The following is a 22,598-nucleotide window of genomic DNA, read 5'->3' as shown; positions in this document are numbered from 1 at the left end:
TCGCTCAGAGGACCGCCAGCAGGCGCTTGCGCTCGAACTCGGTCACCTGGCGCCGGTAGTCCTCCCATTCATGGCGCTTGTTGCGCAGGAAGAAGTCGAACACGTGCTCGCCGAGGACGTCCGCCATCAGCTCGCTGCGCTCCATCGCGTGGATCGCCTCGTCCAGGTTCTGCGGCAGCGGCTCGATGCCGAGGGCGCGCCGCTCGGCCACGGTGAGCGCCCAGACGTCGTCCTCGGCGCCCGGCGGCAGCTCGTAGCCCTCCTCGATCCCCTTCAGCCCGGCGCCGAGGATCGCCGCGAACGCCAGGTAGGGGTTCGCGGCCGTGTCCAGCGACCGGAACTCGATGCGGGTCGAGTGGCCCTTGTGCGGCTTGTACATGGGGACGCGGACGAGCGCCGACCGGTTGTTGTGCCCCCAGCAGATGTAGGACGGGGCCTCTCCCCCGGCGCCGGCGGCCGAGCCGACGTTGCCCCACAGCCGCTTGTAGGAGTTGACCCACTGGTTGCAGACCGCGGTGATCTCGGCGGAGTGCCGCAGCAGCCCGGCGATGAACGCCCGCCCGACCTTCGACAGCTTGTACTCCGCGCCCGGCTCGTAGAAGGCGTTGCGGTCGCCCTCGAACAGGGACATGTGGGTGTGCATGCCGGAGCCGGGGTGCTCGGTGAACGGCTTCGGCATGAACGAGGCGAACACGCCCTGCTCCAGCGCGACCTCCTTCATCACCAGCCGGAAGGTCATGATGTTGTCGGCGGTGGTGAGCGCGTCGGCGTACCGCAGGTCGATCTCCTGCTGGCCGGGGGCGCCCTCGTGGTGGCTGAACTCCACCGAGATGCCCATCGCCTCCAGCATGGTGATCGCGTTGCGCCGGAAGTCGTGCGCCGCGCTGTGCGGGGTGTGGTCGAAGTACCCGCCCGCGTCGGCCGGCTCGGGCTCGCGGCCGTCCTCCGGCTTGTCGCTGAGCAGGAAGAACTCGATCTCGGGGTGGGTGTAGAAGGTGAAGCCGAGGTCGGCGGCGCGGGCCAGGGCGCGCTTGAGGACGTAGCGGGGGTCGGCGAAGCTCGGCGTGCCGTCCGGCATCAGGATGTCGCAGAACATGCGGCCCACGCCCGGGGACTCCGAGCGCCAGGGCAGCACCTGGAACGTGGACGGGTCCGGCTTGGCGATCATGTCGGCCTCGTACACGCGGGCGAAGCCCTCGATCGCCGACCCGTCGAACCCGATGCCCTCGCCGAAGGCGCCCTCCAGCTCGGCGGGCGCCACGGCCACCGACTTCAGGAACCCGAGCACGTCGGTGAACCACAGCCGGATGAAGCGGATGTCGCGCTCCTCCAGTGTCCGGAGCACGAACTCCTGCTGACGGTCCAATGCCCTCTCCCTCGGTGCTGCCCTCGTCGCGGACGCGGGCCGGGTATGCCGGCCGCGGACGCCGGTCCGGCTACCTTCGCAGTATGCCCGGCCGCTGTTACCGCGACGTTACGCGTCCGGGGCCGGTGCTCGGAACATACCCGACTACTCGGTCTCCCCGACCCGCGCGGCGGCCGGGTCGAGGACGCGGGACAGGAACGTCCTGGTCCGCTCGTGGGAGGGAGCGGCGATCACGCGCGAGGGCGGGCCCTCTTCCACGACCACGCCGCCGTCCATGAACACCACCCGGTCGGCGACCTCCCGCGCGAAGCTCATCTCGTGGGTGACCACGAGCATGGTCATCCCCGCCTCGGCGAGGCCGCGCATGACGCCGAGGACGTCGCCGACCAGCTCCGGGTCCAGCGCGGACGTCGGCTCGTCGAAGAGCATCACCTCCGGCCCCATCGCGAGCGCGCGGGCGATCGCCACGCGCTGCTGCTGGCCGCCGGACAGCTGCGCCGGGTAGGAGCCGATCTTGTCGGCCAGCCCGACCCGCTCCAGGTTCTCCCGCGCGATCCGCTCCGCCTCCGCCCGGCCCCGCCTCAGCACCTTCCGCTGGGCGATCATCACGTTGCCGAGCGCGGTCAGGTGCGGGAAGAGGTTGAACGACTGGAAGACCATGCCGATCCGGCGCCGGACGGCGTCGATGTCCACCTCGGGGTCGGTGACGTCGGCGCCGACCACCCGGATCGTCCCCGCCGACGGCTCCTCCAGCAGGTTGACGCAGCGCAGCAGCGTCGACTTGCCGGACCCGGACGGGCCGATCACGCACACGACCTCGCCCGGCGCGACGTGGAAGTCGATGCCGCGCAGCACCTCGTTCGTCCCGAACGACTTGCGCAGGCCGCTGATCTCCACGGCGTTCCCGCCGGGCGCGTCCTGCCCGCCGGAGGTGTCCTTGCCGAGGCTCGTCATCGCTGCCCCCTGCGCTGCCGCGCCTCCAGCCGCCGGGCCAGCAGGCTCAGCGGGATCGTGATGATCAGATAGCAGATCCCCGCCACGATGATCGGGGTGGTGTTGCCCTGCTCGCCCGCGAGGTCGCGGCCGAACTTGGTGAGCTCCCGCTGTTCGAGGGTGATGCCGAGGAACAGCACGAGCGAGGAGTCCTTGCAGAGCAGCACCAGCTCGTTCGTCAGCGGCGGGATGATGATCCGGAACGCCTGCGGGATGATGATCGACCGCATCGCGCGGGCGTGCGACATGCCGAGCGAGCGCGCCGCCTCCAGCTGCCCCCGGGGGACCGCCTCGATCCCGGCCCGGATCGTCTCGGCCATGTAGGCGGTGGCGGCGAGCCCGAGCGCCAGCCCCGCCTGCCCGGCCGCGCCGCCCGGGATGTTGGTGCCGGGGAAGGCCAGCGGCACGCCGACGCCCACGAAGATGAAGATCAGCAGCAGCGGGAGGCCGCGGAAGATCTCGATGTAGGTGGTGGCGAACCACCGGTACGGCGGGACCGACGACAGCCGCATCAGCGCGATGAGCAGCCCGCCGCCGAGCCCGATGCCGAACCCGACCGCGGTGTAGACGGCGGTGTTGCGCAGGCCGATCGTGATGATGTCCGGGAAGAGGCTCTTGGCGACCTCCCAGTTGGCGAAGTTCAGCCGCAGCGTCCGCCAGTCGGCCAGCACGACGACCAGCACGACGACGGCGGCGAAGAGCCCGTACTGGCCGCCGAGGGAGAGCCGCCGGCGGGTCCGGCGGGACATCCCGCCCGCCGCCCCCGGACCCGGCGGCCCCGCCTTCACGGGCTCGGCGGTCACGAGCCGCCGCCGGCGGTGGACGGCATTGGACCGATCCACTTCTCGTAGATCGCCTTGTAGGTGCCGTCCGCCTTCGCCTGCGCGATCGCCTGGTTGGTGAGCTTGACCAGCTCGGGGTTGTGGTTCTTGCGCATCCACATGCCGTACTGCTCACCGGTGTTCAGGTTGGCGACGATCTCGAATTTCGCGTTCGCCGGGTCCTTCAGCCAGCCCCGGACGACCGGGTCGTCCTGCACGATCACGTCCACCTGGCCGGTGCGCAGCCCGTCCAGCTCGGCGTTGGAGTTGTCGAACGAGCGCGGGTCGAAGCCCTTGCCCTTGACGAAGTCCTCACCGGTGGTGCCGGCCTGCGAGCCGAGCTTGAGCTTCTTGGACTTCACGTCGTCCAGCGACGCGACGCCGCCGCCCTTCTTCGCCATCAGCGCCTGGGTGGCGTCGAAGTAGGGGTCCGAGACGTCCATGAAGCGCTTGCGCTCGTCGGTGATCGTCATCCCGCCCATCTGGATGTCGCACTTGCCGGCGTTCAGCGCCGAGCCCGTCTTCATCGTCTCGAAGGGGGTGTCGACGACCTTCTGGGTGACGCCGAGCTTCTTGGCGACGAGGTCGATGATGTCGACGTCGAAGCCCACCACCTTCCCCGTCTTCTTGTCCTCGGACTGGAACGGCGGGTAGGGCAGGTGGGTGCACGAGGTGAGCGCGCCCTTCTCGATGAGCTTCACGCCCTGCACGGTGGCGCCGTCGTCGCCGCCGCACGCCGACGCGGCCAGCGCGAGGGCCGCGAGCCCCGCACCGAGGGCCGTCCGTCGCGGGGTTCGTCCGGACACGTTTCCTCCTGATTGAGCCGCTTGTCGATCATCGAACTATCCCACGTCCGCTCCCGCGGGGGCAGGGGCCGGCGGCGGGCTCGCCCGTGACCGTCCCCCGATATCCGTTTCCCGAAAATTGACGTGGCGATCATGTTCTGCGCACGGAGTGATCATTAACGTGAGCAGGGTCGTGGACATCTCACCTCTTCTCTCGATGACCGACCGGGTGACCGCGCTGACCAGTCCGTCGGCCATGCACCCGGAGTCGTGGCAGCTGTGCGCGCAGGTGGAGGCCTGGGCGCGCGGCCGGGGCCTGGTGCTCGGCGACCCGGACACCTCACCGCTCGGCCGGGCCCGCTGCGAGCGGCTCGCCGCCCGGGTGTTCCCGAACGCCGACCTCGCGGGCGTGGACCTGTTCGCCCGCTGGCTGACCTGGACGCTCGCGCTGGACGACACGCTGGACCACCCGCCGCTCGCCGACAGCGGCAGCGCCGTGCACGCGCTCTACGACGACCTGCTGCGCGCGATGCGCCGCGGCCACGCCCGGCCCGGCGCCCGGCCGCTGGAGGCCGCGCTGGTGGAGCTGTGGCACACCACGTCCAAGGACATGAGCCGCGACTGGCGCCGGCGCTTCATGCTGCACCTGGAGGCGCACCGGGACGGCTGCGCGGAGGAGTCGGTCAACCGGCGGATCGGGCACGTCCCGGACGAGGCCGAGTACGCGCCGCTGCGCCGCCGGGCGTGCGGGCCGTTCCTGTACGACCTGGTGGAGCCCGTCCTCGGCGTCGAGCTGCCGTCGCGGCTGCTGCGCACGCCCCGGTGGAAGACCCTCTCCGACAGCGTCGCCGACGCCGTGGCCTGGTCCAACGACCTCGCCTCGCACGACCTGGAGTCGGCGCGCGGCGACGTCCACGGCCTGCCCGCCGTCCTCGCGCGGGCGCACGGCCTGTCCCCCGAGCAGGCGGCGGCCGCGGTCGCGGGCCGCGTCGCCGACCGGCTGGAGGAGGCGTGGACGGCGGCCCGCCGGCTGCCGGAGATGCTGGACCGGCTGGAGATGACCGTCGCGCAGCGCGCCGCCGCCGCGCAGGTCGTCAAGGTGCTGCTGGACACGCCGCGCGCGCACATGGACTGGCTCGCCGAGTCGGGCCGCTACCTCCCGGACGCCGCGCCCGCGCCGCCGCGCCTGGACGCCCTCGCCTCGCTGCGCTGAGCCCCGGCGAGCGCGTCCCCGGCCGGCGTGCGGACGTAGAGGACGCGGCGGCCGAGGCGGTGCCCGGAGACGAGGCCGCAGGCGCGCAGCACCCCGAGGTGCTGGCTGACCGCCCCGGCGGTGACGCCCGCCCGCCGGGCGAGGTCGGTGGTCGAGGCGGGCGTGGCCAGCGCGGTGAGCAGCTCGGCGCGGCGGCGCCCGATCAGCGCGGCGAGCGCGTCCGCCCGGTCGTCGCCCGGCGGCCCGGTCTCCCACAGCGTCGCCACGCCGCGCGGAGGATAGCTGAGCATGGGCTGGTAGGGCGGCACCATCACCGACACGTGCGGCCACACGAAGGCGCTCGGGACGAGCAGGATCCCCCGTCCGGCCAGCTCGCCGCGGAAGCGCCAGCGGCGGTCGACGGTGAGGGTCCCGGCACGCCAGGAGACCCCCTCGTGCAGGTCGCCGAAGACCCCGGCGGCGCCCTCGGCGGCGAGCGCGCCGGCGCGGCGCAGGACGTCCCCCTCCAGCAGGTCGCGGATCCGCGGCCAGAACGGCTCGACGGCGACCTCCCAGTACCGTTCGAGCAGGCCGGCGAGCCGCTCCAGGGTGCGCCGCGGGTCGGCGGCCATCGCGAGGCGGGCCGCGCCCGCGCGGCTCCCGGGCTCGGTCCAGCTCAGCTCGGCGGCGACGACCTCCGGCGGGGTGGCGCGGACGGTCTCCAGCTCGGCGCCGATGTCGGGCAGCGGCGTGCGCGGCGGCGGGGTGAGGAAGTCCGGGATGTACCCGGCGGGCTGGACGACCTCGCGCAGCGGGCCCATGCCGAGCCCGCGCAGCCGCGGCCGGACGGTGCGCACCCACGGGAGGTGCAGCGCGTGGCCCGACGGATCGGCGAGGACCCGCAGGCTGCGCACCATCTCCCACAGCGGCGAGTACGCGAACCGGACCCGGGCGACGTCGTCCGGCGCGAGGACGAACTCGATCATTTAGCCCAGGCTAAATGATTATCTCCGCGTGCGCGGAGCCCTCACCATCGTGCGAGTGACCACTCTGGAAGACGCTCCTGTCGACCCTGCTCCGGGACGGTTCGCGGCGTTCCTGCGTCCCAAGGTCGGCGGCCTGCCCCGGACGTTCTGGGTCCTGTGGGCGGGAACGCTGCTCAACCGGCTCGGGACGATGGTCGAGCCCTTCCTCGGCCTCTACCTGACGACGACGCGCGGGCTGTCGCTGACCCAGGCGGGCATGGTGATGGCCGTCCTCGGCGCCGGGTCCCTCGGCGGCCAGCTCGCGGGCGGCGCGCTCGCCGACCGGATCGGCCGCCGCGTCACGCTGACGCTGGCGACCGTCGGCACCGGCGCGGCCATGCTCGCGCTCGGCTACGCCGAGGGCCTCGCCGCGATCGTCGCGGCGGCGCTGCTGCTCGGCCTGCTGCTGGACATGTACCGGCCCGCGTCGCAGGCGATGGTGGCCGACGTCATCTCCCCGCGGGACCGCCCGCGGGCGTTCGGGCTGCTGTTCTGGGCGGTCAACCTGGGCTGGGCGGTCGCCATGGTGCTCGGCGGGACGCTCGCGCGCCAAGGGTTCCTCTGGCTGTTCTGGATCGACGCCGTGACCTGCGCCGCCTTCGGGCTGCTGGTGTGGCGCGCCGTCCCCGAGACCTGGGCGCGGGGCGCCCGCGCGGAGCGGGCCGGCGGGTTCGGACGCGTGCTGCGCGACCGGGTGATGGTGGCGTACGTGCTGATCACGCTCGTCTACACCTTCGTGCTCATGCAGGGCATGACGACGATGCCGCTCGCCATGAAGGAGGCGGGGCTCGGCCCGCAGGACTACGGCCTCGCGATCGCCGCGAACGGGGTGCTGATCATCATCGTCCAGCCGCTGGTGAACGCGTGGCTGGCGCGGCGCGACCACAGCCTGGTGATGGTGGCGGGGTTCGTCCTGGTCGCGCTCGGCTACGGCCTGACGGCGCTCGCCGCGTCCCTGGCCGCCTACACCGCGACGATCCTGGTGTGGACGCTCGGGGAGATCACGGCCGCGTCCGTCCTGCAGGCCGTCGTCGCCGACCTGGCCCCCGCCGGCCTGCGCGGCCGGTACAGCGGCCTGTACGGGATGGCGTGGTCGGGCGGGTTCCTGCTGGCGCCGCTCGGCGGCACCCAGCTGCTCGGCGCCGGCGGCGCTCCCGCGCTGTGGCTGACCTGCGCGGGGCTGGCCCTGGGCGCCGCCGCGGCGCAGCTCGCGCTCGCCCCCGCGCTCAGGCGGCGGCGGACCGTGGCGCTCGACACACCCTTCTCGTCAGAGTGACGAAACCGGACCCGACGATTTACCCTGGGACGGTGGCACAGCTCAGGATCGCGCTCGCGCAGGTGAACTCGACCGTCGGCGACCTCGACGGGAACGCCGACCAGGTCGTCGCATGGACCAGGCGGGCCGCCGACGCCGGCGCGCACCTGGTCGCCTTCCCGGAGATGGCGCTGACCGGCTACCCGGTGGAGGACCTCGCGCTGCGCACGTCCTTCGTCGAGGCGTCCCGGCGGGCGCTGGAACGGCTCGCCCGCCGCCTCGCCGGCGAGGGCCTCGGCGACCTGCCGGTCGTCACCGGGTACCTCGACCGGCGAACGGTCGGCCGCACCGCGCGGGCCGCCCGCTCGGGGCAGCCCGCCGGGGCGCCGCTGGACGGCGCCGCGTGGCTGCACGGAGGGGAGGTCCTGGTCCGCTCGGCCAAGCACCACCTCCCCAACTACGGGGTGTTCGACGAGTACCGCATCTTCGTGCGCGGCGACCGGCTGCCCGTCGTCCGCGTCCACGGCGTCGACGTGGCCACCGTCATCTGCGAGGACCTCTGGCAGGACGGCGGCCCGGTCAGCGTCACCCACGCGTCCGGCGCGGGCCTGCTGCTCTCCATCAACGCCTCCCCCTACGAGCGCGACAAGGACGACGTCCGCCTCGACCTGTGCGCCGAACGCGCCCGCGAGGCCGGCTGCGCGCTCGCCTACGTCAACATGGTCGGCGGCCAGGACGAACTCGTCTTCGACGGCGACTCGGTCATCGTCGGCCCCGACGGGACCCCGCTCGCCCGCGCGCCCCAGTTCACCGAGCACCTCCTCGTCGCCGACCTCACGCTCCCCGCCGCCGACCCGTCGCGCGAACCCGGCAGCACGCCGGTCGACGCCCTGGACGGCACCACGATCACCATCGACCGGCACGTCCTGTCGCCGGACCCGCTGCCCGCCTACCCGGCCCTCCCGCCGGCCGCCGCCGAGCCCCTGGACGACCTGGCCGAGGTCTACGCGGCGCTGGTCCTCGGCACCCGCGACTACGTCCGCAAGAACGGCTTCCGCTCGGTCGTCCTCGGCCTGTCGGGCGGCATCGACTCCGCCCTGGTCGCCACCATCGCCACGGACGCGATCGGCCCGGAGAACGTCCACGCCGTCCTGCTGCCGAGCCGCTACTCCTCCGAGGGCTCCGTCGTGGACGCCGAGGAGCTCGTCAAGCGGCAGGGGATCAACTCCCGCATCGTCCCCATCGCCGAAATGGTGGAGGCGTTCGAGAAGCACCTGGACCTGCACGGCCTCGCCGAGGAGAACCTCCAGGCCCGCATCCGCGCCAACGTGTGGATGGGCCTGTCCAACGAGCACGGCCACCTGGTCCTCACCGGCGGCAACAAGAGCGAGCTGGCGACCGGGTACTCCACCCTCTACGGCGACTCCGCGGGCGGCTTCGGCCCCATCAAGGACGTCTTCAAGCTCACCGTCTGGGAGCTCGCCCGCTGGCGCAACGCCCAGGCGGGCCGCGAGCCGGCCCTGCTGCACCGGTTCGCGCAGGAGCCCATCCCGGAGGCGATCATCGAGAAGGAGCCGTCCGCCGAGCTGCGCCCCGGCCAGCGCGACCGCGACTCCCTCCCCGAGTACGCCGAGCTCGACCCGGTGCTCACCGACTACGTCGAGGGCGACATGGGCCGCGACGCCCTGGTCGCCGCCGGCCACGACCCGGCCCTCGTCGAGCGCGTCATCCGCCTGGTCGACATCGCCGAGTACAAGCGCCGCCAGTACCCGCCCGGCCCGAAGATCACCCCGAAGAACTTCGGCCGCGACCGCCGCCTCCCCATCACCAACGGCTGGCGCGAGAGGTAACGGCTGGCGCGAGAGGTAACGCCCGGCGCGAAAGGTGGCGCCCGGCGCGAAAGGTGGCGCCCGGCACGAGAGGTGGCGCGCGCTACTCGCGGTGGTGGTTCTCGCCCGGCCAGGCCTCGTCCGGCCAGGCGGGGACCTGCTCGGAGGCGTCGGGGTCGATGCCGGGGACGATCTGCTCGCACCAGACGACCTTGCCCGCGGCGGTCCGGCGGGTGCCCCAGCGGTGGGCGAGCTGGCTGACGACGAGGAGGCCGCGGCCGTTCTCGTCGTCGTCCTCGGCGCGGCGGAGGCGGGGCAGCGCGGCGGAGCGGTCCAGGACCTCCAGGACGAGCGTGCGCTCCAGCAGGAGGCGCAGCTCGATCGGGCCGGGGGCGTAGCGGAGCGCGTTGGTGATCAGCTCGGACGCCAGCAGCTCGGTGGTGTAGTCGAGCTCCTCCAGCTCCCACTCCTCCAGCCGCGCCCTGACCAGGCCGCGGGCGCGGCGGACGGCGGCGGGGTCGGCGGGCAGCGTCCAGGACGCGTAGCGGTCCTCGGGGAGCCGGCGCAACCGGGCGATGAGGACGGCGATGTCGTCGCGGTGCTGGTCGGCGTAGACGCCGGCGAGGGTGGCCTTGGCGAGGTCCTCCATCGAGCGGTCGACCGAGTCGGGCCCGAAGATCCGCTGCAGCCGGGCGAGGCCGTCGTCGATGTCGCGGCCCCGGTTCTCCACGAGGCCGTCGGTGTAGATGACGAAGAGGCTGCCGTCCTCGACGGTGAACTCGCGGCTCTCGATGGCGGCGCCGCCGGCCACGCCGAGCGGCGGCGCGGGCGGCACCTGGAGGTACTCGTTGTCGCCGCCCGGCGCGGCGAGCAGCGGCGGCAGGTGCCCGGCGGACGCGATCTCGATGGTGCCGGTCGTCGCGTCGTAGACCGCGTACACGCAGGTCGCGAAGTGCGGCTCCTGCTCGCCCAGCTCGATCATCAGCTCGTGCATGACGTGCAGCGCGTCGGCGGGCGGCAGCTCCAGGTTCGCCAGCGTGTGCAGCGCGGTGCGCAGCCGGCCCATCGTCACCGCGGCGCGGACGCCGTGCCCGGCCACGTCCCCGACGATCAGGGCGACGCGGGCGCCGGGCAGCGCGATCGACTCGTACCAGTCGCCGCCGACCTCGACGAGCTTGCTGCCCGGCAGGTAGCGGTGCCGGACCTCGACCGAGGACGGCGCGGACAGCCGCATCGGCAGCAGGCTGCGCTGCAGCGCCAGCGCGGTCGCGCGCTCCCGGCTGTACCGCCGGGCGTTGTCGATCACGATCGCGGCGCGGGCGGCGAACTCCATGCCGATCTCGACGTCGTAGGCGTCGAACTTGCGGAACCCGGGGACGCGGGTGCAGGCGATGAAGCCGAGCAGCGTGTCGCGGGCGATCATCGGCAGCAGCACCATCGACACGTTGGACAGCAGCTCGCCCGCCGGGCCGCGCCGCCACAGGCGGCCGATCTCGCTCGCCCTGTCGAGGTCGATGTGCGGCAGGTGGACGGGCCGGGCCGTCTCCATCACCTGCCGGTAGGGGGTGCCCTCCGGGAAGACGAGCACCTCGCCGACGGGGAACGTGGACGTCCACGCCGGGTTGCCGTCGTCGGAGGTGACCGCGATGCGGCGCAGCACCGCCGAGCCCGACTCGGTGTGCACCTCGTCGGCGGCGACCAGGCTCTCCAGCACCAGCACGGACGCGGCGTTGCAGAAGTGCGGGACGACGACGTCGACGAGCCCGCGGGCGGACTGGTCGAGGTCGAGGGTCGCGCCGAACCGGGTGAGCGGGTCGTCCATCAGCGCGCGCCGCATGAGCGCCGGGTCCTGGTAGCGCTCGCTCGGCGGCAGCTCGACCCGGACGAACAGCAGCGCGGCGGGCGCCGTGCCCGTGTCGCCGCCGACCATCGGCTGGACGGTGACGAGCGCGCTCGCGGTCGCGCCGTCGTCGCCGCGCAGCACGGCCATCACGCCGTTGCGCTCCTGGCCGGCGTCGTTCGGCTCCAGCAGCGCCTCCAGCTCGGCCTTCGCCTCGTCGCCCACCAGGTCGGTGGCGGGGCGGCCGATCAGGTCGCCGGGGGCACGGCCGAGGACCGCCTTGGCGTTCGGTCCGCACTGCACGACGCGCCGGGCACCGTCTATGCCCAGGACAAGGGTCCGGGACGCCGAATCGGTGGCGGGCGCCTCGCCTCGCGGCGCCATCACGGATCTCACCTGCGCGCTCCAGACAGCCGGTCGTCTCAGCACTACCCAGCGACAGTATGGGGCATGACACCGCCGGAGTGGGAGAAGATCACGCTTACCACGCCGAAATAGGCGCGGTTCTCCCGCCCCGGCGTCATCGCGGCCCGGTCCCGATGCCGCGCAGGAGGGTGTCGACGGCGGCCTCGGCGTAGCCGGCGGGGACCGTCTCCCGCGGCCGCCGCGCGGTCAGGGAGCCGAGCAGCAGCGACAGGACGACCTCGACGTCGAGGTCGGCGCGCAGCTCGCCGGTCTCGATCCCGTTCCGGATCACCCGGCGGATGACCTCGCGCCGGGGTTCGATGACGTCCTGCTGGTAGCGGGCGTACAGCTCGGGATATTTCTCCGCGCTGCCGGCGACGTTCCAGAAGCACCGCGAGTACCTGCTGTGCCGGCGGCCGGCGAGCCGGCGGGCGATCTCGGTGAGGTCCTCCCGGGCGGACCGGCCGGACGGCTCGGGCAGCGGCTCCTTGACGGCGCCGAGCGCGTGCACGATCAGCGCCTCCTTGCTGGGCCAGCGCCGGTAGATGGTCGTCTTGCCGACGCCGGCGCGGGCGGCGACCGCCTCGATGGAGACGCCCGCCACCCCCGACTCCTCGGCCAGCAGGTCGAGGGTCGCCTCGACGATGGCCTTGTCGGCGCGCTCGCTGCGGGGCCGGCCCGCCTGCCGCCGCTCGGTCTCGGTGCCCGGCTCGGTCTCAGTGCCCGGCTCGGTCTCAGTGCTCATCGCGCATCACGCTCTCACACGCCGGCCCTCTCCGGCCGCGACTCAGGCTCCGGCTCCGGCGCGGGCGCGGGCGCGGCGGGCGCCGCGGCGCGTCCCGGCATCCACTTCAGGACGACCAGGGCGCCGAGGAAGGAGACGACGGCGGCGGCGACGGACGCGGTGTGCATGGCGTGCACGAAGGCGGCGTCGGCGGGGCCGACGAGGCTCTGCCCCGCCGGGCCGAGCTGGGCGGCGACGGCGTGCGCTCCCTCGATCGACTCGCCGGCGGCCTCGCGCGCGCCCGCGGGCAGCGCGGCCAGCCGGTCGCGCAGGTCGCCGCGGTACACCGACGCGACGACGGAGCCGAGCACGGCCACGCCCATCGCGACGGCGACCTGCCGGGCGACGTTGTTGACGGCCGACCCGGCGCCCGCCTTCTCGCGGGGCAGCGCCGACATGACCGACTCGGTGGCGGGCGGCATGACGTTGGCCATCCCGGCGCCCTGCACGAAGAAGATCGCGCCGAGGATCCACAGCGAGGTGTGGGTGCCGACGAACTGGTAGCTCGCCAGCGCGACGGTGACCAGCATCAGCCCGGTCGTGCAGACCGCCTTGGCGCCGAAGCGGCGGACCATCGCGGCGCTGCGCGGCGCGAAGGCGAGCTGGGCGACGGCGAACGGGAGCACCATCGCGCCGGACTGCAGCGGCGTCAGGCCGCGCACCGACTGCATGTAGAAGTTGGCGAAGAAGAACACGCCGGTCGCGGCGAAGAAGCACAGCGCGATGGAGGCGACGGCGGCCGACATCCGCGGGTCCTTGAACAGCTTGACGTCGAAGGCCGGGGACACGGTGCGGGCCTCGTGCCACGCGAACAGGGCGAGCACGGCCAGGCCGGCGAGGATCGGGCCGAGCACGGGGAACTCCAGCCAGTTCCCCTTCTCGCCGCCCTGGATGATCCCGTACGACAGGACGACCAGGCCGACGACCGACAGCGCGACGCCCAGCGGGTCGAGCCGTCCGGGCTCGGGGTTGCGCGACTCGGGGACCAGGAAGGCCATCAGCACGACGCCGACCGCGATGACCGGCACGTTGATCAGGAACACCGAGCCCCACCAGAAGTGCTGGAGCAGCAGGCCGCCGGTGAGCGGGCCGATCGCGACGCCGAGGCCGACCGCGCCGGCCCAGATGCCGATGGCGCGGGCGCGCTCGTGCGGCTCGAAGACGTTGGTGATGATCGACAGGGTCTGCGGCATCACCGCGGCGCCGCCGAGGCCCATCAGGGCGCGGGCGTAGATGAGCTGCTCGGGGGTCTGCGCGTACGCCGACACCAGCGAGGCGACGGCGAACACGATCATGCCGCCGGTGAGCACCCGCTTGCGGCCGAGCCGGTCGCCGATCACACCGAAGGTGAACAGGAGCCCGGCGAAGACCAGCGTGTAGGAGTTGATGGCCCATTCGAGCTGGCTCTGGGTGGCGCCGAGCCCCTTGTGAGGGTCGGCGATCGTCTTGAGCGCCACGTTGAGGATGGTGTTGTCCAGCACCACCACCAGCAGGCTCATGGTCAGGACGCCGAGGGTGTACCACCGGCGCCGCTGGATCGTGTGTGGGTCCATAGCGATACGCAACCGTATCGTTTTTGAATTCATTCCCGCGCGGGCGGGGAATCTCCGGGGCTACCGAAATCGTTTCCCAAGTGGCACGATCGGTTCCGTCTGGGTACGCCACCGTGGCGCCTCAAGACCGGAGGTTCACACGCATGTCCTCATCCGTCGCACCCCCCGCACAGCCGACCGCACTCTACGGCGGGACGAGCGGGCGAAGGGTCACCGTACGCGACATCGCCGCCGCCAAGGAGCGGCACGAGAAGTGGCCGATGCTGACCGCGTACGACGCCCTCACCGCCCGGATCTTCGACGAGGCCGGCATCCCGGTGCTCCTCGTCGGCGACTCCGCCGCGATGGTCGTGTACGGCTACGACTCCACGATCCCCGTCACCGTCGACGACCTGATCCCGCTGACCGCGGCCGTCGTCCGCGGGTCCGAGCGCGCGATGGTCGTCGCCGACCTGCCGTTCGGGTCGTACCAGACGGGCGTCCCCGAGGCGCTGTCGGCCGCCACCCGGTTCCTCAAGGAGACCGGCGCGCACGCCGTCAAGCTGGAGGGCGGCCGCCGGATCCTCCCGCAGGTCGAGGCGATGGTCGCCGCGGGCATCCCGGTGATGGGCCACCTCGGCCTCACCCCGCAGTCGGTGAACGTCTTCGGCGGCTACCGGGTGCAGGGCCGCGGCCAGGACGGCGACGAGCTGATGGCGGACGCGAAGGCGCTGCAGGCCGCCGGCGCGTTCTCCCTCGTCCTCGAATGCGTGCCCGAGGACCTCGCCGCGCGGGTCACCGCGTCGCTGTCCATCCCGACGATCGGCATCGGCGGCGGCAACCAGACCGACGCGCAGGTCCTCGTCTGGCAGGACATGGCGGGGCTCACCCCGCGCACCGCGAAGTTCGTCAAGAAGTTCGCCGACATGAACACCCTGCTCGGCGAGGCGGCGCGCAGCTACGCCGAGGAGGTCGTGAGCGGCGCCTACCCGGCGCCCGAGCACAGCTACCACTAGCCGGACCCTGTCCCGCCCGCACGGCCGCCCCCGCCCCGGCGCGGCCGTGCGGGCGTTCCCGCGTCCGGGCCCGGCCAGGTCCGCCGGGCGGGCTACTGGTCGGGGTTCGAGCGGGCCGGCTCGGGAGGATGCGTATCGCTCTCGCGCGTCCCACTTTCCAAGAGCCGGCCGTCGCGCGGCGCCGGGACGCGGCGCGGCTCCGCCCCGTCCGCCATGATCTCGCCGTGCAGCGTCTCCACGGCGGAGCGCAGCACGTCGGGGCCGGCGACGTTCATCAGCAGCAGCCCCAGGTTGAGGGCCATCTGCCCGTCGGTCATCTCGCTGCCGGCGAGCGCGTCGACGGCGGTGCGCAGGTCGGCCTGGTCCTCGGCGGACACGTTCTGCAGCAGGCCGAGGCAGTAGGTCGGCAGCGCCAGCCGCGACTTGGCGAACGAGACGCCCCGCATGATCTCCCCCGCCTCGTGCGCGCGGGTCTTGGCCTGCATCCGGTCGACGCCCCGGTCGGCGGCGGCGAGCAGCGAGGTCAGCAGCGTGCTCGGGCCGACCGCCACGTCCTCGTCCCCGACCCGGACGGTGAACACCGCGCTGCGGAACACCATCATCGAGCCGAGGCTCGCCACGAGCACCTGCGTGGCCGCGGCGACGTCCCCCGACCGGACCCCGAACCGCCAGTCGAAGGTGTGCAGGAGCAGCAGCGAGCCCGCGCCCGCTCCCCCGTTGATCAGCACGTACGCCCAGGTGCTCGGCACCCGGACCAGCGTGGTGGGCCGGTCCCGGTAGCGGCTGACGAGCTCGGCGATGCCGACCAGGCAGCTCAGCGAGACGGCGACGACGTATCCGATCATCGGGCCGCGGTCACTCCCCGGTCAGCCGGACGACCTCGTCGATCTCGCGTTCGACGGCGACCAGGCCGCGCTCGCGCAGCATGTCCACGGCCTCGGCGACCTCCATCAGCCCGAGCCGCGTCGCGTGGTGGATCTGCTCCAGCGACAGCGGGCCGCCCGTCGACCTCAGCTGCGCCAGCACCCGCCGGCACGCGTCCTCCGCGCCGGGCTCGGCATGCGAGGGGGTGTGGCCGGGCTCACCCGCGGGCGCCGCGCCGGGGGTCCGCCGCCCCGCGTCCCGTCCCGAAGGCGCGAGGAACGCGCTCCACGGATCTGCCGACCGGATCTCTCTCATCTCCACCCCGCATGTCGCCACCACGATGGTACGTCAGCATTTGGACGCGGCAGGGGCGCGAACCGCTCCCTATTTCCGCGCGGAACGCACCACGATCAGCAGGTCGCCCGGTTCGAGGGCGCCGCACCCGGCGTCGTCGAACGGCAGCGTCCGGCCGTCCCGGACCAGCGCGAGCGCCGGCTCCCGCACCGCGCCGAGCGGGCCGCCGACCTCCTCCGGCCGGACCTCGCGCTGAACCAGGTCGAGGCCGCTGCCCTGGTCCAGCAGATCCTCGATGACCTGGCTGACGCTCGGCTGGGTCGTGGACACCCCGAGCAGCCGCCCCGCCGCCTCCGACGAGATCACCACGCGGTCGGCGCCCGACTGCAGCAGCAGCGGGACGTTCTCCGACTCGCGCACCGACGCGTGGATGCCGGCGTGCGGGTTGAGCTGCCGGGCGGTCAGCGTGATCAGCACCGCGGTGTCGTCGCGGGCGCTCGCCACCACGATCTTGCGGGCCCGGTGGACTGACGCCTGCCTCAGCACCGAGCTGCGCGTCGCGTCCCCCGCGACGCCGACGAACCCGGCCTCCGCCGCCTCGGCGACCACCCGGGGGTCCGGGTCGACGACGACGATCGAGGTCTTCTCCACCCCGGTGCTCAGCAGCGTCTTGATGGCGCTGCGGCCCTTCGTGCCGTAGCCGGCCACCACGATGTGGTCGCGCACCTGCGCCCTCCAGCGGGACTTGCGCCAGTCGTCGCGGGTGCGCTCCGCCAGCACCTCGAGGGTCGTGCCCACGAGGACGATGAGGAACAGCACCCGGACGGGCGTGATGAAGACGATGTTGACGAGCCGCGCTCCGTCGCCGACGGGCGTGATGTCGCCGTACCCGGTGGTGGAGATGGTCACCGAGGCGTAGTAGAAGGCGTCCAGCAGCGACACCGTCCCGTCGCTGCCGTCGCGGTAGCCGCCGCGGTCGGCGTACACGACCGCCACGACCGCGAACATCAGCAGCAGCGCGATGCCGACCCGCCGGGCGACCGCGCGCAGCGGCCCTTGCCCGGCGGAGGGCAGCAGGACAAGCGGGCGCCGCGCCGCCTCCGCGTCGTCGATGCTCGGCACCGTCCCGAGACTAGCGATCAGACGTCGGTGATGCGCAATCCGGCGTGTGCCTTGTAGCGGCGGTTGATGGAGATGAGGTTGGCGGTGAACGCCTCGATCTGGCCCGCGTTGTGCAGCCGGCCGCCGTAGACGCCGCGCATGCCGGGGATGCGGCCGGCGAGGGCCTGGACGAGGTCGGTCGCCTCCCGGTCGTTGCCGAGGACGAGCACGTCCAGCTCCATCTCGGCCACCCCGGGGTCGAGCAGCAGCCTGGCCGACACGTGGTGGAACGCGGCGACGACCCGGCTGTCCGGCAGGACGGCGGCGGCCTGCTCGGCGGCGCTGCCCTCCTCGACCGGCAGCGCGAACGCGCCCTTGCCCTTCTCGAAACCGAGCGGGTTCACGCAGTCGACGACGATCTTGCCGGCCAGCTCGGCGCGCAGCGACTCCAGCGTGGCCTTGTGGCCGTCCCACGGCACGGCGACGATCACCACGTCGGACTCCCCGGCCGCGACCGGGTTCTCCGCGCCGGAGACCGGCAGGTCCGCGCCGCCCTCACCGGCCAGGTCGTCCGCCGCGGCCTGGGCGCGCTCCGCCTTGCGCGACCCGATCGTCACCCGGTGCCCGGCGAGCGCGAAGCGGCGCGCGAGCCCCTTGCCCTGGTCGCCCGTCCCGCCGAGGATGCCGATGGACAGGCCGCTCACGTCGGGGAGGTCGTAGGGCGTCTTCTGCTGCTGCTCAGTCATGCGGCCGAGTCTGCCAGGCGGCCCGCGCGGCGCGGCGCGGAGGGTTCCCGCATCGCGGAAACCGCCTGACCAGGACGTCCGATGCGGCACCATGGTGGCCGTGGACGCCGAGCAGATCACGATGTTGCGCGAGGTCCTGTCGACGACCGGCTGGCTGGACCGGACCCGCGAGTTCGGGCGCGCGCTGCGGGCCACGTCCCGCACGCCCGGCGGGCTGCTGCTGGTCGGCACGCCCGCCGGCGACCCCTGGCATCTCGCGGCGCACCTGGACGACGAGAGCCGGCTCGGCGACGCCCCCGGCCTGGCGCCCACGCTGGTGCGCTGGCGGCCGCCCGCGGACGCGCCCGGGCACCTGCGGATCGGGCTGGAGCGGCTGGAGGCGGCGCGGCGCGGCGAGACGCTGTTCGTCGTCGCCGAGGAGGACGCGCCCGTCCCGCTGCTGGAACGGGTCGACGACGCGCGCCGCACCGGCGCCACGGTCCTGGCCCTGGAGGGCGGCGACCGCGAGCTGCGCGGCCTCGCCCACGAGGCGCTGACCGTCCCGCCGGGCGAGGCCCTCCTGTCGTTCGACGGCGCGCAGCACCTCGTGAGCGCCGCGGCCGGCGAGGAGCCGGGCCGCGGCCCGCGCGGGCTCCGGCACCGCCTCGCCCGGCTGCTCGACGCGGTGTCGGGCCCGGTCGTCGACTAGCCCCCGCCGCGTTCAGTCCGCGCCGTTCAATCCGCGCCGTTCAATCCGCGCCGTTCAGTCCTCGCCGTTCTGCTTGCGCCACGCCTCGTTGCGCTCGCGCGCGAGGGCGAGGGCGCCGGCGGCGGCGCTCTCGGTCTCGTACGGGCCCATCCGGTCCTTGCCGGGGCAGCCGGGCCCGTGCTCGACCTTCATGTGCTTCAGGCAGAACCACCAGTCACCGTCGTCACCGGCCATCGGCGCTCCTCTCGATCACGCGTTCGCGGGGATTCGTCGCCCCGAGCCCGCTGACTACACTCCATCACTATGACGACCCAGCTTCTCCGGCCCGGCCGGGTTTCCCCGATGCGCAAGGTCCCGTCGAGCATCCCGCGCCCGGAGTACGTGGGGAAGCAGCGGCCCAGGACGGGCGAGCCGGACGTCAAGACGCCCGAGATCATCGAGCGGATGCGGGTGGCGGGGAAGATCGCGGCGCAGGCGCTGGAGGAGGTCGGCCGGCACGTCCGGCCCGGCATCACCACCGACGAGCTGGACGTCATCGGGCACGAGTTCCTCCTCGACCACGGCGCGTACCCGTCCACGCTCGGCTACCGCGGCTTCCCCAAGTCGCTGTGCACCTCGATCAACGAGGTGATCTGCCACGGGATCCCGGACGACACGGTGCTGCGCGACGGCGACATCATCAACGTCGACATCACCGCCTACATCGACGGGGTGCACGGCGACACCGACGCGACGTTCCTGTGCGGGGACGTCGACGAGGAGTCGCGGCTGCTGGTGGAGCGGACCCGCGAGGCGGCGATGCGGGGCATCCGCGCGGTGAAGCCGGGGCGGGCGCTCAACGTGATCGGGCGGGTCATCGAGTCCTACGCCAGGCGGTTCGGGTACGGGGTCGTCCGCGACTTCACCGGCCACGGCATCGGCACGACGTTCCACTCCGGCCTGGTCGTGCCGCACTACGACGACCCGCGGGCGACCACGATCATCGAGCCGGGGATGACGTTCACGGTCGAGCCGATGCTGACGCTCGGCACCCACGACTACGACATGTGGGACGACGGCTGGACGGTCGTGACCAAGGACCGCAGGCGCACGGCGCAGTTCGAGCACACGCTCCTGGTGACCGAGGACGGCCACGAAATCCTCACCCTGCCGTGACCCATCTCTTGATCTAGAGTCCGATTCGCCCCCACTTCCGGCCGGGAGACCCTCTAGAGATGAACGCCCCAGCGCCGTACGAGCCGAGGGTTCCGTCCGACAGCATGCCTCCGGGGCGCGCGGCGCTGAGCGTGACGTGGGCGGCGCTGCCGTTCCTGACCCTCGGGTACGCCACGCCGTTCACCTTCGCGGCGGCGCTGCTGTGGCGGCGGAGCATGCATCTGCTGGTGTCGACCGCGGTGTACGCGGGCGTGTTCGCGCTGATGCTGGTCCTGCTGCCGGACATCGGCGAGGAGGAGGGCACCGAGCGGGCCGTCGGGGTGCTGCTGTTCCTGCTCGCGGTGGTCGGCTGCGGGCACGCGTTCCTGATCCGGCGCCGGGTGTTCGATCCGCACGGGCTGTCGGCGGTGGACAACGAGGCCGTGGTCGAGCGGGTCAAGCGGCGGCGGCTGCTGCGGGAGAAGGCGCGCGAGCTGGCCGCGTCCGACCCGGGCCTCGCCAAGGAGCTGCGCATCGGACGCCCCGACCTGCCGCGCCAGTACAACGACGGCGGGCTGATCGACGTCAACCACGCCCCCGCGGAGGCGCTGACGCTGCTGCCGGGCATCACCCCGGAGCTGGCGGCGAAGATCGAGCGGGTGCGGGCGGAGACGGGCGGGTTCATGTCCGCCGAGGAGCTGTCGGCGGTGGCGGGGCTGCCGCCGTCCCTCACCGGCGACGTGGCCGACTACGCCGTCTTCATCCGCTGATCGCGGGTATGCATCGGGCGTGAGCCCGAAGAAGCCGAGAAAGCCCCCCGCGCCCCCCGCGCCCGAAGGCGACCGGCTCGCCGAGTACCGGGGCAGGCGGGACGCCGGGAGGACGCCGGAGCCGGTCCCGGAGGAGAAGGCCCTGCCGCACGGCGACGACGACACGTTCGTCGTCCAGGAGCACCACGCGACCAGCCTGCACTGGGACCTGCGCCTCGAACGCGACGGCGTGCTCGTCTCCTGGGCCGTCCCGAAGGGCCTGCCGTGGAGCCCCGACACGAACCACCTGGCCGTGCACACCGAGGACCATCCGCTGGAGTACGCCTCTTTCGAGGGCGAGATCCCGCGCGGCGAGTACGGCGCCGGAAAGATGATCATCTGGGACCGCGGGACGTACGAGACGGAGAAGTGGTCCGAGCGCGAGGTGAAGGTGGTCATCCACGGTTCGCGCGTGTCCGGCCGGTACGTGCTGTTCAAGACGCGGGGCAGGAACTGGATGATCCACCGGATGGACCCGCCGGCGGACCCGGACGCCGAGCCGCTGCCGGAGTCGCTGCGGCCCATGCGCCCGGTCGAGAGGGCGCGGCTGCCGCGCGACCAGGAGGCGTGGGGGTTCGAGTTCGCGTGGGGCGGCAGGCGGCTGCTCGCCTACGTCGAGGGCGGCCGGACGCGGTTCACCGACGAGCGGGGCCGCGCCGTCGACGGCCCCGGCGGGCTGGGCTCCCGGCTCGGCGCCGAGCTGGGAGCCCGGCCCGCGGTGCTCGACGGGGAGCGGGCCGTCCTGGACGGCCGCGAGACGTACATGATCTACGACCTGCCGCATCTGGACGGCCGGCCGCTGCTGGACGTCCCCTACCGGGAGCGGCGGGAGCGGCTCGACGGCCTCGGGCTGTCGGGCCCGCTGTGGCAGACCGCCCCCTGGTTCCCGGGCGACGGCCACGCCGTCCGGGACGCGGCCCGCGGCCAGGGCCTGCCCGGCGTGGTCGCCAAGCGCCTCGACTCCCCCTACGCGGCCGGCGAGGAGTCGGACGCCTGGCGTTTCATCCCGTCGTAGCTAGTACCCCACCGTGATGCGGCGCTGGACGGCGTTGCCCTTCTCCAGCTCGTCGACCAGCGCGATGGCGTAGTCCTCGGCGCTGATGCGGCTGACCCCCTCGGCGTCGGTGAGGAGCTGCTCCGTCCCGAGGCGGAACGTGCCGGTGCGCTCGCCGGGCTCGATGAACGCGGGCGGCGAGAGGTACGTCCAGTCCACGTCGCCGGCCTCGGCCCGGATGACGCCGAGCTGCTCGGCCGCCGCGAGCGCCTCGCCCTTGTAGATGTCCGGGAACTCGGGGGTGTCCACGAGCCGGACGCCCGGGGCGGCCTCCAGGCTGCCCGCGCCGCCGACCACGATCAGCCGCCGGACGCCGGCCCGGCGCAGGCCGTCGAGGACGCCGCGGGTGACGGCCAGCAGCGGCCCCGTCGTCTCCGAGCCGTCCCGGGGCGGCGGGACGGTCAGCACGGCGGCGTCGTGCCCCGCGGCCAGCCGGGCGATCGCGTCCGCGTCGCTCGCCTCGGCGGCGGCCGTGCCCTCGTTCCCTGTACGGGTGACGCCGGTGACCTCGTGGCCGCGCCCGCGCGCCTCGTCGGCGATCCGCCGCCCGATCATGCCCGTCGCGCCGATCAGCAGAACCCTCATGAAACCCTCCTCTGACGTCGTCGGACTGGAAGGTATCCATCGGATACTGGTTACTTCAACGTGCTATTGGTACCCTATGGAAACCATGAGAGGTGACGCGTTCGACCCGAACTGCCCGACCCGGCTGATCCTGGACCGCATCGGCGACAAGTGGTCGGTCCTCGTCGTGCTCCTCCTGACCGGCGGGCCGCGCCGGTTCACCCAGCTGCGCGACATGATCGGCGGCGTCACGCCCAAGGTCCTCACCCAGACGCTCCGCGCGATGGAACGCGACGGCCTCCTCACCCGGACGGTCTTCGCCGAGGTGCCGCCGCGCGTCGAGTACGCCCTCACCCCGCTCGGCCACTCCCTCCAGACGCCGATCCAGGCCGTCGCCGACTGGGCCGAGGAGAACGTCGAGGCGGTCGTGTCCGCGCGCGAAAGGCACGCCGGCTAGGGCGGAACCGGCGAGCCGCGTCCGGCATCAAAGGGACACGGCAC

Annotated in this window: 23 protein-coding genes; 9 read left to right on the top strand and 14 right to left on the bottom strand. The window is 73.2% G+C overall.

Annotation, left to right across the window (positions count from 1 at the left end; all coding sequences use genetic code 11):
- Positions 1-4: 4 nt before the first annotated feature.
- From BM339_RS02720 to BM339_RS02705, 4 genes are all read right to left on the bottom strand, one after another.
- Positions 5-1,366, bottom strand: coding sequence for a glutamine synthetase family protein (locus tag BM339_RS02720; protein ID WP_021599040.1), 1,362 nt, complete (start codon positions 1,364-1,366; stop codon positions 5-7).
- A gap of 144 nt (positions 1,367-1,510) precedes the next feature.
- Positions 1,511-2,320 (bottom strand): amino acid ABC transporter ATP-binding protein, encoded by an 810-nt coding sequence (locus BM339_RS02715; protein WP_021599041.1) that lies wholly within the window; start codon positions 2,318-2,320, stop codon positions 1,511-1,513.
- Positions 2,317-3,201 carry an amino acid ABC transporter permease gene (locus BM339_RS02710; RefSeq protein ID WP_256255182.1) on the bottom strand — a complete coding sequence of 295 codons (885 nt, stop codon included), beginning with the start codon at positions 3,199-3,201 and terminating at the stop codon, positions 2,317-2,319. The genes BM339_RS02715 and BM339_RS02710 overlap by 4 nt, the downstream gene beginning before the upstream one ends.
- Positions 3,159-3,986, bottom strand: a complete 828-nt coding sequence (locus BM339_RS02705; RefSeq protein ID WP_021599043.1) for a transporter substrate-binding domain-containing protein — start codon at positions 3,984-3,986, stop codon at positions 3,159-3,161. The genes BM339_RS02710 and BM339_RS02705 overlap by 43 nt, the downstream gene beginning before the upstream one ends.
- 160 nt (positions 3,987-4,146) lie before the next feature.
- On the opposite strand from BM339_RS02705, the gene BM339_RS02700 reads away from it, so the two are divergent.
- Positions 4,147-5,178, top strand: a complete 1,032-nt coding sequence (locus BM339_RS02700; protein WP_161791048.1) for a terpene synthase family protein — start codon at positions 4,147-4,149, stop codon at positions 5,176-5,178.
- Here the strand turns inward: BM339_RS02700 and BM339_RS02695 are convergent.
- Positions 5,118-6,143 (bottom strand): ArsR/SmtB family transcription factor, encoded by a 1,026-nt coding sequence (locus BM339_RS02695; RefSeq protein WP_075019798.1) that lies wholly within the window; start codon positions 6,141-6,143, stop codon positions 5,118-5,120. The two genes, BM339_RS02700 and BM339_RS02695, sit on opposite strands and share 61 nt — an antisense overlap.
- 55 nt (positions 6,144-6,198) lie before the next feature.
- Between BM339_RS02695 and BM339_RS02690 the strand changes: the two genes are divergently transcribed.
- Entirely contained in the window at positions 6,199-7,458 is a 1,260-nt protein-coding gene (locus tag BM339_RS02690; RefSeq protein WP_337959895.1) for an MDR family MFS transporter, read from the top strand.
- A gap of 32 nt (positions 7,459-7,490) precedes the next feature.
- The gene (locus BM339_RS02685; protein WP_075019797.1) at positions 7,491-9,287 is read left to right on the top strand and encodes an NAD+ synthase; all 1,797 of its coding nucleotides are present in this window, start codon (positions 7,491-7,493) and stop codon (positions 9,285-9,287) included.
- An 82-nt stretch (positions 9,288-9,369) separates the two neighbouring features.
- Here the strand turns inward: BM339_RS02685 and BM339_RS02680 are convergent, their stop codons facing one another.
- The 3 genes from BM339_RS02680 to BM339_RS02670 all read right to left on the bottom strand — a co-directional run bounded on the left by BM339_RS02680 (position 9,370) and on the right by BM339_RS02670 (position 13,848).
- Positions 9,370-11,502 carry a SpoIIE family protein phosphatase gene (locus tag BM339_RS02680; RefSeq protein WP_235206519.1) on the bottom strand — a complete coding sequence of 711 codons (2,133 nt, stop codon included), beginning with the start codon at positions 11,500-11,502 and terminating at the stop codon, positions 9,370-9,372.
- Positions 11,503-11,626: 124 nt separating this feature from the next.
- Positions 11,627-12,256 (bottom strand): TetR/AcrR family transcriptional regulator, encoded by a 630-nt coding sequence (locus BM339_RS02675; protein ID WP_075019796.1) that lies wholly within the window; start codon positions 12,254-12,256, stop codon positions 11,627-11,629.
- 14 nt (positions 12,257-12,270) lie between these two features.
- Positions 12,271-13,848, bottom strand: a complete 1,578-nt coding sequence (locus tag BM339_RS02670; RefSeq protein WP_021598171.1) for an MFS transporter — start codon at positions 13,846-13,848, stop codon at positions 12,271-12,273.
- A 143-nt stretch (positions 13,849-13,991) separates the two neighbouring features.
- On the opposite strand from BM339_RS02670, the gene panB reads away from it, so the two are divergent.
- On the top strand, positions 13,992-14,843 hold the full coding sequence (panB, locus tag BM339_RS02665; RefSeq protein ID WP_075019795.1) for a 3-methyl-2-oxobutanoate hydroxymethyltransferase: 852 nt from the start codon (positions 13,992-13,994) through the stop codon (positions 14,841-14,843).
- 92 nt (positions 14,844-14,935) lie between these two features.
- Here the strand turns inward: panB and BM339_RS02660 are convergent, their stop codons facing one another.
- The 4 genes from BM339_RS02660 to npdG all read right to left on the bottom strand — a co-directional run bounded on the left by BM339_RS02660 (position 14,936) and on the right by npdG (position 17,848).
- Positions 14,936-15,688 (bottom strand): hypothetical protein, encoded by a 753-nt coding sequence (locus tag BM339_RS02660; RefSeq protein ID WP_021598169.1) that lies wholly within the window; start codon positions 15,686-15,688, stop codon positions 14,936-14,938.
- 10 nt (positions 15,689-15,698) lie between these two features.
- Entirely contained in the window at positions 15,699-16,022 is a 324-nt protein-coding gene (locus BM339_RS48375) for a hypothetical protein (RefSeq protein WP_021598168.1), read from the bottom strand.
- Positions 16,023-16,091: 69 nt separating this feature from the next.
- Positions 16,092-17,123, bottom strand: a complete 1,032-nt coding sequence (locus tag BM339_RS02650) for a potassium channel family protein (RefSeq protein WP_021598167.1) — start codon at positions 17,121-17,123, stop codon at positions 16,092-16,094.
- 17 nt (positions 17,124-17,140) lie between these two features.
- On the bottom strand, positions 17,141-17,848 hold the full coding sequence (gene npdG / locus BM339_RS02645) for an NADPH-dependent F420 reductase (protein WP_075019794.1): 708 nt from the start codon (positions 17,846-17,848) through the stop codon (positions 17,141-17,143).
- Between the two features lie 91 nt (positions 17,849-17,939).
- Between npdG and BM339_RS02640 the strand changes: the two genes are divergently transcribed.
- Positions 17,940-18,536, top strand: a complete 597-nt coding sequence (locus tag BM339_RS02640; protein ID WP_075019793.1) for a hypothetical protein — start codon at positions 17,940-17,942, stop codon at positions 18,534-18,536.
- A gap of 54 nt (positions 18,537-18,590) precedes the next feature.
- On the opposite strand, the gene BM339_RS02635 is transcribed toward BM339_RS02640, so the two are convergent.
- A complete protein-coding gene (locus BM339_RS02635; RefSeq protein WP_075019792.1) occupies positions 18,591-18,770 on the bottom strand; it encodes a hypothetical protein in 180 nt (59 codons plus the stop codon).
- Positions 18,771-18,839: 69 nt separating this feature from the next.
- On the opposite strand from BM339_RS02635, the gene map reads away from it, so the two are divergent.
- From map to BM339_RS02620, 3 genes are read left to right on the top strand one after another with little or no spacing between them, the layout of a single operon-like run.
- Complete coding sequence (gene map / locus BM339_RS02630) at positions 18,840-19,691, top strand: type I methionyl aminopeptidase (protein WP_024936102.1); 852 nt, start codon at positions 18,840-18,842, stop codon at positions 19,689-19,691.
- A 59-nt stretch (positions 19,692-19,750) separates the two neighbouring features.
- Positions 19,751-20,440 (top strand): ComEA family DNA-binding protein, encoded by a 690-nt coding sequence (locus BM339_RS02625; protein ID WP_021598237.1) that lies wholly within the window; start codon positions 19,751-19,753, stop codon positions 20,438-20,440.
- A gap of 19 nt (positions 20,441-20,459) precedes the next feature.
- Positions 20,460-21,494, top strand: coding sequence for a DNA polymerase ligase N-terminal domain-containing protein (locus BM339_RS02620; protein WP_021598236.1), 1,035 nt, complete (start codon positions 20,460-20,462; stop codon positions 21,492-21,494).
- Here BM339_RS02620 and BM339_RS02615 read toward each other — a convergent pair whose 3' ends face one another.
- A complete protein-coding gene (locus tag BM339_RS02615; RefSeq protein WP_075019791.1) occupies positions 21,495-22,118 on the bottom strand; it encodes an NAD(P)-dependent oxidoreductase in 624 nt (207 codons plus the stop codon).
- A gap of 85 nt (positions 22,119-22,203) precedes the next feature.
- Between BM339_RS02615 and BM339_RS02610 the strand changes: the two genes are divergently transcribed.
- Positions 22,204-22,554: a winged helix-turn-helix transcriptional regulator gene (locus BM339_RS02610; RefSeq protein WP_021598234.1), complete on the top strand. Its 351-nt coding sequence runs from the start codon at positions 22,204-22,206 to the stop codon at positions 22,552-22,554.
- The last annotated feature ends 44 nt before the right edge of the window (positions 22,555-22,598 follow it).

The sequence above is a fragment of the Actinomadura madurae genome, from assembly GCF_900115095.1.
In the GTDB taxonomy this organism is placed as follows: Bacteria; Actinomycetota; Actinomycetes; order Streptosporangiales; family Streptosporangiaceae; genus Spirillospora; species Spirillospora madurae.
The sequence above is the reverse complement of the archived record's forward strand: the minus strand, read 5'-3'. Positions and strand labels throughout refer to the sequence as shown.

Coding starts and splice junctions, on each gene's coding strand:
- BM339_RS02615 (WP_075019791.1), bottom strand. CDS start 22,118: ATGAGGGTTCTGCTGATCGGCGCGACGGGCATGATCGGGCGGCGGATC.
- BM339_RS02635 (WP_075019792.1), bottom strand. CDS start 18,770: ATGGCCGGTGACGACGGTGACTGGTGGTTCTGCCTGAAGCACATGAAG.
- BM339_RS48375 (WP_021598168.1), bottom strand. CDS start 16,022: ATGAGAGAGATCCGGTCGGCAGATCCGTGGAGCGCGTTCCTCGCGCCT.
- BM339_RS02670 (WP_021598171.1), bottom strand. CDS start 13,848: ATGGACCCACACACGATCCAGCGGCGCCGGTGGTACACCCTCGGCGTC.
- BM339_RS02660 (WP_021598169.1), bottom strand. CDS start 15,688: ATGATCGGATACGTCGTCGCCGTCTCGCTGAGCTGCCTGGTCGGCATC.
- BM339_RS02625 (WP_021598237.1), top strand. CDS start 19,751: ATGAACGCCCCAGCGCCGTACGAGCCGAGGGTTCCGTCCGACAGCATG.
- BM339_RS02715 (WP_021599041.1), bottom strand. CDS start 2,320: ATGACGAGCCTCGGCAAGGACACCTCCGGCGGGCAGGACGCGCCCGGC.
- BM339_RS02695 (WP_075019798.1), bottom strand. CDS start 6,143: ATGATCGAGTTCGTCCTCGCGCCGGACGACGTCGCCCGGGTCCGGTTC.
- npdG (WP_075019794.1), bottom strand. CDS start 17,848: ATGACTGAGCAGCAGCAGAAGACGCCCTACGACCTCCCCGACGTGAGC.
- BM339_RS02640 (WP_075019793.1), top strand. CDS start 17,940: ATGGTGGCCGTGGACGCCGAGCAGATCACGATGTTGCGCGAGGTCCTG.
- BM339_RS02610 (WP_021598234.1), top strand. CDS start 22,204: ATGAGAGGTGACGCGTTCGACCCGAACTGCCCGACCCGGCTGATCCTG.
- map (WP_024936102.1), top strand. CDS start 18,840: ATGACGACCCAGCTTCTCCGGCCCGGCCGGGTTTCCCCGATGCGCAAG.
- panB (WP_075019795.1), top strand. CDS start 13,992: ATGTCCTCATCCGTCGCACCCCCCGCACAGCCGACCGCACTCTACGGC.
- BM339_RS02675 (WP_075019796.1), bottom strand. CDS start 12,256: ATGAGCACTGAGACCGAGCCGGGCACTGAGACCGAGCCGGGCACCGAG.